This window comes from Pseudomonas umsongensis, assembly GCF_002236105.1.
Lineage (GTDB): Bacteria > Pseudomonadota > Gammaproteobacteria > Pseudomonadales > Pseudomonadaceae > Aquipseudomonas > Aquipseudomonas umsongensis.
Map to the genome: position 1 here is coordinate 1,325,551 of NZ_NIWU01000001.1, position 13,404 is coordinate 1,338,954.

Here is a 13,404-nt window from a genome sequence, read left to right on the forward strand (position 1 = left end):
CTATGGTGCACTGACGCCCTGCCACAGTGAGCCTCCATGCCCTACCTCACTCACACCCACCCTCGCCTGTCCGCCGCCGTCACCTTCGGCATCGCGGCTGGCATCCTGGTTCCGGCCGACTCGATCATCAGCAAAATTCTTATCGGCTGGAACGTCGGGGTCTGGACCTATCTGCTGCTGATGTTCTGGCTCATCGTGCGCTCCAAGGCGACCGATGTGAAACGCATCGCCGATATCGAAGACGAAAACGCCGGGCTGGTGCTATTCGTGGTGTGCATCGCAGCGATTGCCAGCCTGGCGACCATCGCCTTCGAACTGGCCGGCAGCAAAGACCTGGAAACCTCCCGCAAGCTGCTGCACTACAGCTTCACCGCATTGACTGTCATCGGTTCATGGTTGCTGATCGGGGTGATTTTCAGCGTGCACTATGCGCGGCTGTATTACACCTGGAATGGCAAAGAACCTGCACTGCGTTTTGCCGAAGGCTTGACCACACCCAACTATTGGGACTTCCTGTATTTCTCGTTCACCATCGGCGTGGCAGTGCAGACTTCGGATGTCGGCGTGGCCACCCGGGAGATGCGTAAGATTGTCCTGGCGCAGTCGTTGATAGGCTTTTTGTTCAACACGGCGATATTGGGGTTTTCGGTCAATATCGCCGCCGGGTTGTTTGGCTGACGTTGCCTTACTCCGTCGTTATCTCGCTAACCAGGGCGATCTCTCCGCGCTGGCGTTTCATACGTCGGCAACCCGCCTGACAGACGCAGATGACCCCACATAACGGGCTCGACCTCCTTTATCGCTGGGCTCGGCCCGGTTGAGTGCATTGGCCTGACCTCCATCCGTCGACATTCTTCACTTGATGATCATCCCGACCCTTGACGAACGATTGGTTTTTGGTGTTTCCTGAAACCGGTTTCAGCGCCATGCGCCAAACCCAATAAATCCAATAACAAGGTTTTCAGACCGTGAACGATTTCTCCGCCGCCCAGCGCAGCCGCGTGACCATGCTTGATGTCGCTGAACACGCCAAGGTGTCCAAAGCCAGCGTGTCGCGCTTCATCGGCGAGGATCGCGCCCTGCTCTCCGATGCCATTGCCCAGCGCATCGAGCAGGCCATTGCCGAACTGGGCTACCGCCCGAACCAGATGGCCCGCGGTCTTAAGCGCGGCCGCACGCGCCTGATCGGCATGTTGGTGGCCGACATCCGCAACCCTTATTCGATTGCCGTGATGCACGGGGTAGAAACCGCCTGCCGTCAGCACGGCTACAGCCTGGTGGTGTGCAACACCGACCGTGACGACGAGCAGGAACGCCAGCACCTGGCGCTGCTGCGTTCGTACAACATCGAAGGCCTGATCGTGAACACCCTCGGCCATCACCGCGACGAATTGCACGAACTGCATCGGGAAATGCCGCTGGTATTGGTGGATCGCAAGGTGGAGCACCTCGAGAGTGACATGGTAGGGCTGGACAACCCAGCAGCCGTCGACATGGCCCTTACCCATCTTGAAGAACGCGGTTACCGCGACGTGCTGCTGGTGACCGAACCCTTTGACGGCACCAGCTCGCGGATCGAACGTGTCAGCAGCTTCAAGGCGATGATCGAGCAGCGGCCCGCGCTTCGCGGGGCCATCACTGAGACCGGCAGCGAGCTGACTGCCAATCTGAAAACCTTTCTCGACACGCCAGGGCCCGGTCCCAAAGCGCTGTTTTGCGCGAATGGGATTGCGGCGTTGGCCAGCACCCATTCATTGCGCGAACTCAACTGCCACCTGTTCGCGGATGTCGGCCTGATCGCCCTCGATGACCTGGATTGGTACCCCCTGGTGGGTAGCGGCATCACCGCCCTCGCCCAACCGACCACCGAAATTGGCGCCAGTGCGTTTGAGTGTTTGCTCAAGCGTTTGCGGGGGGATGATGGTGCGGTGCGGACCTTGGATTTTTCGGCGAGATTGATTGTGCGGGGATCGACACTTGGAGATCTTCGGTGATTGTTCCGGCCTCATCGCGAGCAGGCTCGCTCCCACAGGGAACCCGGTGTACGCGCAATTTTTGTACAACACAAAACCCTGTTGGAGCGGGCCTGCTCGAGATGGCGCCCTAAAGATCGATATTTTTTGAACAAAAATGAAACCGGTTTCAGAGGTAGAAAAACAATGAATACACCCGCCGTTTCCATCAGCCTCTCCAGCTACGGTGCCGATCTTGTGCGCCAACGTGGCCAGGGCAGTTTTATCGAAATACTGGCCGCTGCCGGAGCCTCGCGAATTGAGTGGCGCGAAGAGCTACTGACCAACGAGGACCCCGCTCAACTGGCCATTGCCTCTCAAGCCGAGGGTCTGGAGAGCGTGTATTCCTCGCCGATTGAGCTGTGGCTGGCGGGTCAATCCAAACCCAACCCTGAACTGATTGCCGCCCTGCAACGGGCCCAGGCTTTTGGCGCCAAATGGCTAAAAGTGTCGCTGGGCTATTTCACCGACAACAGCGATCTGCAAACCCTCGCCCGGCTACTGCGCGAGAATGCCGTGCAGTTGCTGGTGGAAAACGACCAGACCCTGCACGGCGGTCGCATCGAGCCCTTCCAGCGCTTTTTCGCGCAAGTCGAGCAGCACAGCCTGCCAATCAGGATGACCTTCGATATCGGCAATTGGCACTGGCAGGACCAGTCGCCAGCGAGCGCTGCGCGATTGCTCGGGCGCCATGTGGACTATGTGCACTGCAAAGCGGTGACCCGTCGCACCGACGGCAAGCTGGTCGCCATACCGCCCGCCGCCAGCGACCTGCAACAGTGGGAACACCTGCTGCGGCACATGGCACAAGGTGTCATGCGCGCGGCGGAATACCCGTTGCAAGGCGATGACCTGGTGCAGTTGACCCGCGAACACGTCGCCGCTCTCGCCCATCTGGGCCAGCCGCAGCGGGAGAATGCACATGTCTGAGATCGATATCCTGTCGTTCGGCGAAACCATGGCGATGTTCGTCGCCGAGCAGGCCGGTGATCTGGCCAGCGTCGGCCAGTTCCACAAACGCATCGCCGGCGCGGACAGCAACGTCGCCATCGGCCTGTCGCGCCTGGGCTTCAAGGTCGCATGGCTGAGCCGGGTCGGTGCCGATTCACTGGGCCGCTTCGTGATCGATACACTGGAGAAGGAAGGCGTGGACTGCCGCCATGTCGACATCGACACCGCTCACCCCACCGGTTTCCAACTCAAGTCGCGCACCGAGGATGGCAGCGACCCCGCCGTCGAGTATTTCCGCCGCGGTTCGGCGGCCAGTCACCTGTCACCACACTCGATCGTGCCCCAATTGCTCAATGCCCGACACCTGCACGCCACTGGCATCCCGCCAGCGCTGTCGGAAACCGCCCGGCAAATGTCGTTCGAATTGATGACGCGCATGCGCGAGGCCGGCCGCAGCGTATCGTTCGATCCGAACCTGCGCCCCAGCCTGTGGGCCAGCGAGCAACAGATGATCAGCGAGATCAACCGCCTCGCCGCGCTTGCCCATTGGGTGTTGCCGGGGCTCAGCGAGGGGCGCTTGCTCACCGGTTTTGACGATCCGGCCGACATCGCCGCGTTCTACCTCGATCAGGGCGCCGAGGCGGTGGCGATCAAACTCGGCCCGCATGGCGCTTACTACCGCACTCAACAGGATCAGGGGTTTGTCGCTGGCGTGCCGGTGCAAACAGTGATCGATACGGTGGGTGCCGGTGATGGATTTGCCGTGGGCATGATCAGTGCTCTGCTCGAGAACCACAGCTTTGCCGACGCCGTGCAGCGGGCCAACTGGATTGGCAGCCGCGCGGTGCAGAGCCGGGGGGATATGGAGGGGTTACCAACCCGAGCCGAACTGCCTCCCCCTTTCGCCGCTCGTTCCTACGCTCCTGCGTGGGAATGCAGCCCGTGACGCTCTGCGTCACAGGGGACGCGGAGCGTCCCTAGAGGCATTCCCACGCGGACCGTGGGAACGATCACCGTTACCTGCTGCGACAAAAACAACAAGCTCAGGAGCACCACCCATGAAAACCGCAACCCTCGCCACCCGCCGCTGGTGGTACATCATGCCCATCGTCTTTATCACCTACAGCCTGGCGTATCTGGACCGCGCCAACTACGGCTTCGCCGCCGCCTCGGGCATGGCGGCCGACCTGATGATCACTCCGGGCCTGTCGTCGATGCTCGGCGCGCTGTTCTTCCTCGGCTACTTTTTCTTCCAGGTGCCGGGGGCGATCTATGCGCAGAAACACAGCGTGAAGAAGCTGATTTTCGTCAGCCTTATCCTCTGGGGCAGTCTGGCAACCTTGACCGGTATCGTCTCCAACGCCTACTGGCTGATCGTCATCCGCTTCATGCTTGGGGTGGTCGAGGCCGCAGTGATGCCGGCCATGCTGATCTATCTGTGCCATTGGTTCACCCGCGCCGAACGCTCGCGGGCCAACACTTTCCTGATCCTCGGCAACCCGGTGACCATGCTGTGGATGTCGGTGGTCTCGGGTTATCTGGTACAGCATTACAGCTGGCGCTGGATGTTCATCGTCGAAGGTCTGCCAGCAGTGTTCTGGGCCTTCATCTGGTGGCGTCTGGCCGATGATCGTCCGTCCCAGGCCAAGTGGCTCAACGACCAGGAAAAGCAGGACCTGGAAAGCGCCCTGGCCGCCGAGCAAGTCGGCATCAAGGCAGTGAAGAACTACGCCGAAGCCTTCCGCTCGCCGAAAGTCATCCTCCTGGCCCTGCAGTTTTTCTGCTGGAGCATCGGCGTCTACGGCTTCGTGCTGTGGCTGCCTTCAATCCTCAAGGCCGGTGCACAGATGGACATGGTGCAAGCCGGCTGGCTGTCGGCGTTGCCTTACCTGGCGGCGGTGATCGGCATGCTGCTGGTGTCCTGGGGCTCGGACAAACTGCAAAAACGCAAGCGCTTCGTCTGGCCGCCGCTGCTGATCGCCTCATTCGCTTTCTATGGCTCCTACGCCTTGGGCGCCGAACATTTCTGGTGGTCCTACACGTTGCTGGTGATTGCCGGTGCCTGCATGTACGCACCTTACGGACCGTTCTTCGCGATCATCCCGGAGATCCTCCCAGCCAACGTCGCCGGCGGCGCGATGGCGCTGATCAACAGCATGGGCGCCCTCGGTTCGTTTGGCGGCTCCTACCTGGTCGGTTACCTGAACAGCTCCACCGGCTCGCCCGGCGCGTCCTACCTGTTGATGAGCGGCGCGCTGATGCTCTCGGTGGTGCTGACGATTTGCCTCAAGCCCGGCGCCAGTGACCGGGAACGGCCCACGGTCGCATTAACCCGCACCGCTGCACATTCCTGAATTGGATGACGACAATGAAAAAGCAGGTTGTTCTGTACAAGAAACTCTCGCCGCTGCTGATGGCTCGCTTGCACGAGCAGGCCGAAGTGACGCTGATCGAAAACCTCGACGCCGATGGCCTGGCCCGATTGCGCGATGCCCTGCCCCGCGCTCACGGCCTGCTCGGTGCCAGTCTGAAGCTGGATGCCGAACTGCTCGACCTGGCGCCCGACCTTGAAGCCATCGCCAGCGTCTCGGTGGGCGTCGACAACTACGACATCGACTACCTGACCGAGCGCCGCATCCTGCTCAGCAATACACCGGACGTGCTCACCGAAACCACCGCCGATACCGGTTTTGCGTTGATTCTAGCCACCGCTCGACGCGTGGTGGAACTGGCCAATATGGTTCGCGAAGGCCGTTGGCAGCGTAACCTCGGCCCCGCACATTTCGGCAGCGACGTGCATGGCAAAACCCTGGGCATCATTGGCATGGGCCGTATCGGCGAGGCACTGGCCCAGCGCGGACACTTCGGTTTCGGCATGCCGGTCATCTACCACAGCCATTCGCCAAAACCTGCAGTCGAGCAGCGTTTCAATGCGCAGTACCGCAGCCTGGGCGAGCTGTTGCAGCAGGCGGATTTCATCTGCCTGACCTTGCCGTTGACCGCGCAAACCGAGCGGCTGATCGGCACCGAAGAATTTGCCCTGATGCGCCCGCAAAGCATCTTCATCAATATCTCCCGAGGCAAAGTGGTGGATGAAGCGGCGTTGACCGAGGCACTGCGTGCGGGGCAGATTCGCGCAGCGGGGCTGGATGTGTTCGAGCGTGAGCCGCTGGACCTGGACTCGCCGCTGTTGCAGATGGACAACGTGGTGGCAACGCCACACATGGGCTCGGCGACCCATGAGACACGGGAGGCAATGGCGCGGTGTGCGGTGGAAAATCTGTTGGCGGCGTTGGCGGGTGAACGGCCGGCTAATCTGGTGAATGTGCGGGCGTGGAAGGCTTGAGGAATTAGTTGTCCGTCAGGCCGTCTTCTCAGGCAAGCCCGCTCCCACAGTGTCGGTGGTGATCACAAAATCCGTGTCCACATCAGACCCTGTGGGAGCGGGCTTGCCCGCGAAGGGGCCGGTCCGAACAACAAAAAACTGTCAGGCCCGCCGCGCCTCCAGAAGGTCCATGGCGCACTGCCCAATTCGCTGACAGGCATCCGCCAGTTTGCGCCGGTCCACCACCAGCCCAATGCGGATATGCCCCGCCGCACTCGGCCCGAACGCCTCACCTGCCAGTACCGACACGCCATACCCCTCCAGCAGCCGCTCGGCGAAATGCTGGGCGGACAACCCGGTCTGGCGCACGTCGGCCATCACGAACATCCCACCATCCGGGCGAATGGCCCTGATACCCGGGCATTGGTTCAGGCGCGTACACACCAGGTCGCGGCGCTGGCGATATTCTTCACGCATCAGCGCCACCTCCGGCAGGTCTTCATCCAGCGCCAGTTGCGCCGCCTTCTGAACGAACTCCGGAATGCCAAACAGCATGCTCAACGAGAGATGTTCCAGGTGGTCGTTCAAGGTTTTCGGTCCGATCACCCAACCCACTCGCCAACCGCTCATGGCGTGGGATTTGGACAGACTGTCGATGGTCGCGGTGCGCTCGGCCATGCCCGGCAAGCTGGCCGGGCTGATGTGTTCGCCCTCGTACAGCAGATCGCCGTAGACCTCATCGCTGATCAACCAAAGATCGTGACGCACACACAGCAAGGCCAGCTCCTGCCAGATCATCAGCGACAAACTGGCGCCGGAGGGGTTGTTCGGACTGTTGAGCAACAGCGCGCGGGTCTTGGGTGTGATGCGGGCCGCCACATCCGCCGGATCGACCCGAAAGCCGTTCTCCGGACGCACCGCCACCGGCACCACAGTGGCCCCGCACGCGCCGAATACGCCTTCATACGTTACGTACATCGGCTCGGCAACGATCACTTCGTCCCCCGGATCGAGCAGGCATTGCGCGACCGAATAAACCGCACATTGCGCACCGGGCATCACGATCACGTGATCGGCATCCACCACTTGACCACTTCGACGCCGATGACGGCGGGCAATGCTGTCGCGCAAACCCCGACTTCCGCGCACCTGCGAGTAATGAGTGTCGCCCGCCAGCAAACTGTTGATGGCGGCCTGGACGATGGGGCTGGGTGTATCGAAATCCGGGTCGCCGACCGATAGCAGCAGTACGTCGACGCCTTGTTCGCGCATTTGCAGTGCGCGGTCGTGAATCTGCCAGGCCGCAGCGCCATCTCCGGCGATGCGTTGGGTCAAGCCTGAATAGCGCATGTAGTTCTCCAATCGCGCGAGTTCCTGAGTCAACCCTATCTCAAATCGCGCCACGCGCCACTACCTCGATGAAATCGACGAACGGGTTAGGCAACAGAAATTCAGCAAATCCTCCTACATGGCTGGGTTCTTTTACTGACAGCCAACTCGGCGCAGTCGGATTAAGGTCCAGCACCTGTAATTTGTGACAGGTTCCAAGTGGAGTGATTCGCGCTATAACGAAGTCGAGCCTCCAGCCCTGAATCAGGTGCCTGAAGGACGGCCGCGCGAACCATGCCATCAAGATGTAGGAAGATTCCGCCGCGCCCACGCCGTCAAAGATGATGAATGGGAGATTCAACTATGTACCGTGCCAATATCGGATCAGTTCGATCAACGCCCACACAGGCCAATTTCCAATCACAGGAGAGCCCTCAACCGAAAGCGATCAAGCTGACGGCTCGGGAACAGGAGTGCTTGAAGTGGACAGCTCTGGGCAAATCGTCCTGGGAAATCGCGCAAATCGTTCAATGCACTGAAGCAGGTGTGAATTATCACTTTTGCAATATTCGCCGGAAATTCGGCGTGAGATCGCGCTGGATCGCCATGGTGATGGCACTGCAACAAGGTCTGATCCAGTCACCTTGACCCCCTGTCTCTTCAGCGGTCGGCTTCTCATTGACCCCTGTTGAGACAATTCATGAGCCGGGACCCCATACCTCGATCCCGACCGTTTGACCTCTACCACGCCAGTGCCTGTGACGATGCGCCAGTGTCCCATGGGCACCGACCGAACAAAGGGCTGCGAATCATCATTGCCGACGATCATCCGGTCGTACTGACAGGCATCGAAATGGTTCTCTCCTCCTTTGCCGATTTCACATGCTCAGTGGTCGCCAGGGCTGAAAATGCCCTGTGCCCTGGTGATCGTCCTGACAATAAAACTGACTTCCCAGGCGCGTCAGGCCGCACGAGCGGCCATCCGCCAGACCCGCGCTACATCACCCGCTCGTTCACGCAATAGACGCGGTGCTTCGCTGCAGGCTTGCGCCAATGTCATCGGCCCGCTCGTCAGGGCAAACGCGGCGTCGATACCATGGGCATACAAGGCTTGATAGCCCTCGCCCAACGTGCCGGCAATGACGATGACCGGAACACCGCATTCACGAGCAATGCGCGCCACGCCAAAGGGTGTCTTGCCGCGCAATGTCTGTGCATCGAAGCGGCCTTCGCCGGTGATCACCAGATCAGCACCGGCAACCGCATCGGCCAGCCCCACCAGCTCGGCGACCACTTCCACCCCGGCTTTGAACTGCGCCCTCAGGAACGCCTTGGCGGCAAACCCCAGGCCGCCTGCTGCGCCGCTGCCCGGTTCGTCGCGCACGTCTTTGCTCAAGGCTTTTGCGCAGTAGTCGGCAAAGTGCCGGAGGGCAAGATCCAGTTGTTCAACCTGCGCAGGCGTTGCGCCTTTTTGCGGGCCGAAAATGGCCGACGCGCCGTGAGCACCGCACAATGGATTGTTCACGTCGGCGGCGATGTCAAAGCGCACCTCGGCCAGGCGTGGGTCGATGCCACTCATATCGATGCGGGCCAACTGTGACAGTGCCAAGCCGCCCGGTGCGAGGATTTGCCCCTGTGCATCGAGCAACTTCACGCCCAAGGCTTGCATTGCCCCTGCACCGGCGTCATTGGTCGCACTGCCGCCGATGGCCAGAATGATACGTTGCGCCCCGGCATCGAGGGCAGCGCGAATCAATTCACCGGTGCCGAAAGTGCTGCTGATGCAGGCATCGCGGCGGTCGACCGGAACCAGCTGCAAACCACTGGCTTCGGCCATTTCGATGATCGCCGTGTGGGTGTGGGGCAACCAGCCCCAGGCAGCGTCGACGGCTACGCCGAGCGGCCCGCGAACCGTGGTGCGACGCAGCTCGCCAGCACACGCGGCAAGCACCGACTCGACCGTCCCTTCCCCGCCGTCGGCCATCGGGCATTTGATCAATTGCGCATCGGGCCACACCTCTGCCAGACCGAGGGCAATGGCGTCGGCCACGCCTTGAGCGCTGAGGCTGTCCTTGAACGAGTCGGGGGCGATGACAATTTTCATGGGGATTCTCCAGTTCCAATGCTATCCATGCTGCCAGCCGGCATGAACAATAACGCCAGGCCGCTGCACAACGGGCATCGAGGATTATTGTTCATTCCCACAAATCTTATGCTTTCCATGTAGGAGCTGCCGCAGGCTGCGATCTTTTGATCTTGACCTTGAAAAGCAAAGTCAAAAGATCGCAGCCTGCGGCAGCTCCTACAGGGGGGGCGGGTTTTGGTCAGGGAGTTGGGGCGGTTTCGGAGAGCAGCTGTACGCCGAGATAGAGGGCGAGCATGCCGTCCAGGCGTAACGGATCAACGCCACTGAGTTCTGCAATGCGCTCCATCCGGTAGCGCAGGCTGTTGCGGTGGATGCCCAGCGCATCGGCGCAGGCCTGGCTCTGGCCATCGTGTTCGCACCAACTGCGCAAGGTCGCCAGTAACTGGCCGTTGTTGTCCCTGGCAATGACTTTACGCAACGGCTCAAGCAGTTCGTCCAGTGCATCTTCGTTGCGATGGCGCCACAGCAATACCGGCAGCCGATAGCGGGTAAGCGTCAGCAAACGGGATTGGGGCAACACCTCGCGCCCATAGGCCAGCAAGTCGCCGACCCTACGATAGCCGCGGCGCAATCCTGTCAGCCCATCCGCCTGCCCACCCACGGCAATGCGCAGGATGTTCCAGCCCTGGCCGTCGAGTTTTTCCAGCAGCCGCTCGTTGTCGACGGCCTGGTTCGTCGGTCGGCACCACAGCAACGAAGACTTGGCCGAACTCACGCACCAACTGTCCGGGTAACGACTGGTCAGCCAGGCGCTGAGCGCTTCGACGGAGTGCCCCGGTCCCTGCTCCTGGCCCAGTTCGAACAGGTAAGGCACCCGCGTCAATTGCGGTTTAAGCCCAAGCTGTTGCGCTTCGTCGATCAAGCGCGGCGAGTTGCCGCCGTCACTCAGCAGCAACGCCAGCAGGTCATCGCAACGCTGGCTCCGCCACTGCTTCTCGGCCTGTTGGTTGCGCTGGCCCACCAGCATCTCGGCGGTCATGCGCACCAGTTCCGCGTAGGTACGCAATTGTTCGGGATCGCCGGTGATGCCCAGCACGCCGATCAAGCGCTGGTCGAGCATCAGCGGCAGGTTGATGCCCGGCTGCACGCCCTTGAGGTGGATCGCCGTCTGTGCGTCGATCTCAACCACACGGCCGTTGGCCAACACCAGTTGCGCGCCTTCATGCCGGGTGTTGACCCGCTCCGGCTCGCCACTGCCGAGGATCAGGCCCTGGCTGTCCATGACGTTGACGTTGTACGGCAGGATGGCCATTGCCCGGTCGACGATGTCCTGGGCCAGGTCGTGATCGAGTTCGAACATAACGGGGTTCCTTGAAACGGGGTGGTCAAGACTCACAGGTTGATCAACGTTACCCTTTGCATCGCCAGAAATCATGATAAAGAGAACTTGCCTGTCACAGGGCTTTTGCCCCGCTATGCCATTGTGGTATTTGATTGAGCCTTTCCCACCGGCAAAAGGATTTCCTCATGAGCTACCGCACGCTGGGTCATTCGGGCCTGCAGGTGTCGACCCTGACCCTGGGCACCATGATGTTTGGTGAGCAGACCAATACCGAAGATTCCCTGCGGATCATCGACAAGGCCTGGGACCAGGGCATCAATTTCATCGATACCGCCGACGTCTACACCAATGGCCGTTCTGAAGAAATCGTCGGCGAGGCGATTGCCGGTAACCGTCACGAATGGGTACTGGCGACCAAGGTCGGTTTCGGCCCGGTGGACGGTGTGCCGAACCGCAGCGGCCTGAGCCGCAAGCACATCTTCAACGGCATCGACGCCAGCCTGACGCGCCTGGGCACTGACTATCTCGATATCTATTACCTGCACCGCGAAGACCACAACACGCCGCTGGAGGTCACGGTGTCGGCCATTGGCGACCTGATTCGCCAAGGCAAGATTCGCTATTGGGGCCTGTCGAATTACCGGGGCTGGCGTATCGCCGAGGTGATTCGCGTGGCCGACAAGCTCGGTGTCGACCGGCCGGTGATCAGCCAGCCACTGTACAACATCGTCAACCGCCAGGCCGAAACCGAGCAGATCACTGCCGCGCAGAATTACGGCCTGGGTGTGGTGCCCTACAGTCCGTTGGCCCGCGGCGTGCTCAGCGGCAAATATGCGCCGGACGTCAAGCCGGACGCGAACAGTCGTGCAGGACGTGCCGACAAACGCATCCTGGAAACCGAATGGCGTGTCGAGTCCTTGCGCATCGCCCAGCAGATCCAGCAATACACCCAGGAACGCGGCGTGGGGATCGTCGAGTTCGCCATCGCCTGGGTGCTGAACAACAGCGCCGTGACCTCGGCCATCGTCGGCCCGCGCACTGAAGAACAGTGGGATGCCTACACCAAGGCGCAGGCGGTGAAGATCACGGCTGAGGATGAGGCCTTCATCGATGCGCTGGTGACACCTGGGCATGCTTCGACGCCGGGGTTCAATGATGTGAGTCATTTCGTGTCCGGCCGCAGACCGCGTACCAACTGAACATACAAAACCACTGTAGGAGCGAGCCTGCTCGCGATGGTCGTGAACGATAGCGCGTTAAACCAGACGCCCCGCAGCGCCCTCGGGTTTTTCGCGAGCAGGCTCGCTCCTACAGGGATGTTGTAAATATTGATCATCCGGCCAATATTCAGCACAAAAACCACGTATTCTCCGCACCCCGTTTCACGTTCAACCTCGCGAGGACAGCTTGTCAAAAGGTATCGCTTTATCGGTTTCAGCCTCGGTGCTGTTTGCCGTCATGTATTACTACACTTCACTGCTCAAGCCGTTGAGCGGTGTGGAGATTTTCGGCTGGCGCATGCTGTTGACCGTGCCGTGCATGACCCTGTTCATGCTGGGGTCGGGCGAATGGCGGCGCGTGGCCGACCTGCTGCGTCGGTTCTGCGCCCAACCCAGGTTGATCGGCATCCTGTTCGTCTCGGCGGCGTTGCTGGGCGTCCAGCTTTGGCTGTTCATGTGGGCACCGCTCAATGGCTACAGCCTCGATGTGTCGCTGGGCTACTTCCTGTTGCCGCTGGCCATGGTGCTGACAGGGCGCATCGCCTACGGTGAACGCCTGTCGTACCTGCAAAAGATCGCGGTGTTCTTTGCAAGCCTGGGTGTGGTCAATGAGCTGTATCAGGTCGGCGGCTTCTCCTGGGCCACACTGGTAGTGGTCGTGGGTTATCCGCTGTATTTCGTGGTGCGCAAATGGCTGAAGACTGACAACCTCGGCGGACTGTGGGTCGACATGACCCTGATGCTGCCGATCGCATTCTGGTTCGTGAGCAGTGGTGAGCAGGGCTTTGGGGTCTTCGATCAACACCCGGCATTGTCTTGGCTGATTCCCCTGCTGGGCTTGATCAGCGCGTCGGCGCTGGTGGTCTACATCATCGCCAGTCGCTTGCTGCCGTTCAGCCTGTTCGGGTTGTTGAGCTACGTCGAGCCGGTGCTGTTGCTGGGCGTGGCGTTGATGCTGGGGGAAAGCATCAAGCCCGGTGAATGGCTGACCTATATTCCGATCTGGATGGCGGTACTGGTGCTGGTGTTTGAAGGGTTCAAGCACCTGATGCGCCATCGCCGCCCTTGAAAGTAAAAGATCGCAGCCTGCGGCAGCTCCTACAGGTGGACCGTGTAGGAGCTGCCGCAGGCTGCGATCT

The 13,404-nt window shown here is 60.8% G+C and carries 13 protein-coding genes; 9 read left to right on the top strand and 4 right to left on the bottom strand.

Features of this window, described 5'->3' with window-relative positions; genetic code table 11:
- The first annotated feature begins 36 nt into the window (after positions 1 to 36).
- The 6 genes from PSUM_RS05855 to PSUM_RS05880 all read left to right on the top strand — a co-directional run bounded on the left by PSUM_RS05855 (position 37) and on the right by PSUM_RS05880 (position 6,309).
- On the top strand, positions 37 to 678 hold the full coding sequence (locus tag PSUM_RS05855) for a DUF1345 domain-containing protein (protein WP_020797197.1): 642 nt from the start codon (positions 37 to 39) through the stop codon (positions 676 to 678).
- 290 nt (positions 679 to 968) lie between these two features.
- Positions 969 to 1,994 (top strand): LacI family DNA-binding transcriptional regulator, encoded by a 1,026-nt coding sequence (locus tag PSUM_RS05860; RefSeq protein ID WP_083349190.1) that lies wholly within the window; start codon positions 969 to 971, stop codon positions 1,992 to 1,994.
- A 165-nt stretch (positions 1,995 to 2,159) separates the two neighbouring features.
- Complete coding sequence (locus PSUM_RS05865; RefSeq protein WP_020797199.1) at positions 2,160 to 2,942, top strand: sugar phosphate isomerase/epimerase family protein; 783 nt, start codon at positions 2,160 to 2,162, stop codon at positions 2,940 to 2,942.
- Positions 2,935 to 3,909, top strand: a complete 975-nt coding sequence (locus PSUM_RS05870) for a sugar kinase (protein WP_033040412.1) — start codon at positions 2,935 to 2,937, stop codon at positions 3,907 to 3,909. Before PSUM_RS05865 ends, PSUM_RS05870 begins: the two co-directional genes overlap by 8 nt.
- Before the next feature lie 112 nt (positions 3,910 to 4,021).
- Positions 4,022 to 5,317: an MFS transporter gene (locus tag PSUM_RS05875; protein WP_020797201.1), complete on the top strand. Its 1,296-nt coding sequence runs from the start codon at positions 4,022 to 4,024 to the stop codon at positions 5,315 to 5,317.
- Between the two features lie 14 nt (positions 5,318 to 5,331).
- Positions 5,332 to 6,309, top strand: a complete 978-nt coding sequence (locus tag PSUM_RS05880; RefSeq protein ID WP_020797202.1) for a 2-hydroxyacid dehydrogenase — start codon at positions 5,332 to 5,334, stop codon at positions 6,307 to 6,309.
- Between the two features lie 141 nt (positions 6,310 to 6,450).
- On the opposite strand, the gene PSUM_RS05885 is transcribed toward PSUM_RS05880, so the two are convergent.
- On the bottom strand, positions 6,451 to 7,638 hold the full coding sequence (locus PSUM_RS05885; RefSeq protein ID WP_033040407.1) for a pyridoxal phosphate-dependent aminotransferase: 1,188 nt from the start codon (positions 7,636 to 7,638) through the stop codon (positions 6,451 to 6,453).
- Between the two features lie 40 nt (positions 7,639 to 7,678).
- Positions 7,679 to 7,978: a hypothetical protein gene (locus tag PSUM_RS05890; protein WP_033040404.1), complete on the bottom strand. Its 300-nt coding sequence runs from the start codon at positions 7,976 to 7,978 to the stop codon at positions 7,679 to 7,681.
- A 2-nt stretch (positions 7,979 to 7,980) separates the two neighbouring features.
- Between PSUM_RS05890 and PSUM_RS05895 the strand changes: the two genes are divergently transcribed.
- On the top strand, positions 7,981 to 8,265 hold the full coding sequence (locus tag PSUM_RS05895) for a helix-turn-helix transcriptional regulator (RefSeq protein WP_033040402.1): 285 nt from the start codon (positions 7,981 to 7,983) through the stop codon (positions 8,263 to 8,265).
- A gap of 313 nt (positions 8,266 to 8,578) precedes the next feature.
- On the opposite strand, the gene PSUM_RS05905 is transcribed toward PSUM_RS05895, so the two are convergent.
- Together PSUM_RS05905 and PSUM_RS05910 are read right to left on the bottom strand one after the other, a co-directional pair.
- On the bottom strand, positions 8,579 to 9,721 hold the full coding sequence (locus PSUM_RS05905; protein ID WP_033040400.1) for a glycerate kinase: 1,143 nt from the start codon (positions 9,719 to 9,721) through the stop codon (positions 8,579 to 8,581).
- A gap of 220 nt (positions 9,722 to 9,941) precedes the next feature.
- Positions 9,942 to 11,063, bottom strand: a complete 1,122-nt coding sequence (locus tag PSUM_RS05910; protein ID WP_083349191.1) for a sugar diacid recognition domain-containing protein — start codon at positions 11,061 to 11,063, stop codon at positions 9,942 to 9,944.
- 167 nt (positions 11,064 to 11,230) lie between these two features.
- On the opposite strand from PSUM_RS05910, the gene PSUM_RS05915 reads away from it, so the two are divergent.
- Positions 11,231 to 12,244 carry an aldo/keto reductase gene (locus PSUM_RS05915; protein ID WP_083349192.1) on the top strand — a complete coding sequence of 338 codons (1,014 nt, stop codon included), beginning with the start codon at positions 11,231 to 11,233 and terminating at the stop codon, positions 12,242 to 12,244.
- A 208-nt stretch (positions 12,245 to 12,452) separates the two neighbouring features.
- Positions 12,453 to 13,334, top strand: coding sequence for an EamA family transporter RarD (gene rarD, locus PSUM_RS05920; RefSeq protein WP_020797210.1), 882 nt, complete (start codon positions 12,453 to 12,455; stop codon positions 13,332 to 13,334).
- Positions 13,335 to 13,404: the final 70 nt, after the last annotated feature.

Coding starts and splice junctions, on each gene's coding strand:
- PSUM_RS05855 (WP_020797197.1), top strand. CDS start 37: ATGCCCTACCTCACTCACACCCACCCTCGCCTGTCCGCCGCCGTCACC.
- PSUM_RS05865 (WP_020797199.1), top strand. CDS start 2,160: ATGAATACACCCGCCGTTTCCATCAGCCTCTCCAGCTACGGTGCCGAT.
- PSUM_RS05870 (WP_033040412.1), top strand. CDS start 2,935: ATGTCTGAGATCGATATCCTGTCGTTCGGCGAAACCATGGCGATGTTC.
- PSUM_RS05875 (WP_020797201.1), top strand. CDS start 4,022: ATGAAAACCGCAACCCTCGCCACCCGCCGCTGGTGGTACATCATGCCC.
- PSUM_RS05880 (WP_020797202.1), top strand. CDS start 5,332: ATGAAAAAGCAGGTTGTTCTGTACAAGAAACTCTCGCCGCTGCTGATG.
- PSUM_RS05885 (WP_033040407.1), bottom strand. CDS start 7,638: ATGCGCTATTCAGGCTTGACCCAACGCATCGCCGGAGATGGCGCTGCG.
- PSUM_RS05895 (WP_033040402.1), top strand. CDS start 7,981: ATGTACCGTGCCAATATCGGATCAGTTCGATCAACGCCCACACAGGCC.
- PSUM_RS05905 (WP_033040400.1), bottom strand. CDS start 9,721: ATGAAAATTGTCATCGCCCCCGACTCGTTCAAGGACAGCCTCAGCGCT.
- PSUM_RS05910 (WP_083349191.1), bottom strand. CDS start 11,063: ATGTTCGAACTCGATCACGACCTGGCCCAGGACATCGTCGACCGGGCA.
- PSUM_RS05915 (WP_083349192.1), top strand. CDS start 11,231: ATGAGCTACCGCACGCTGGGTCATTCGGGCCTGCAGGTGTCGACCCTG.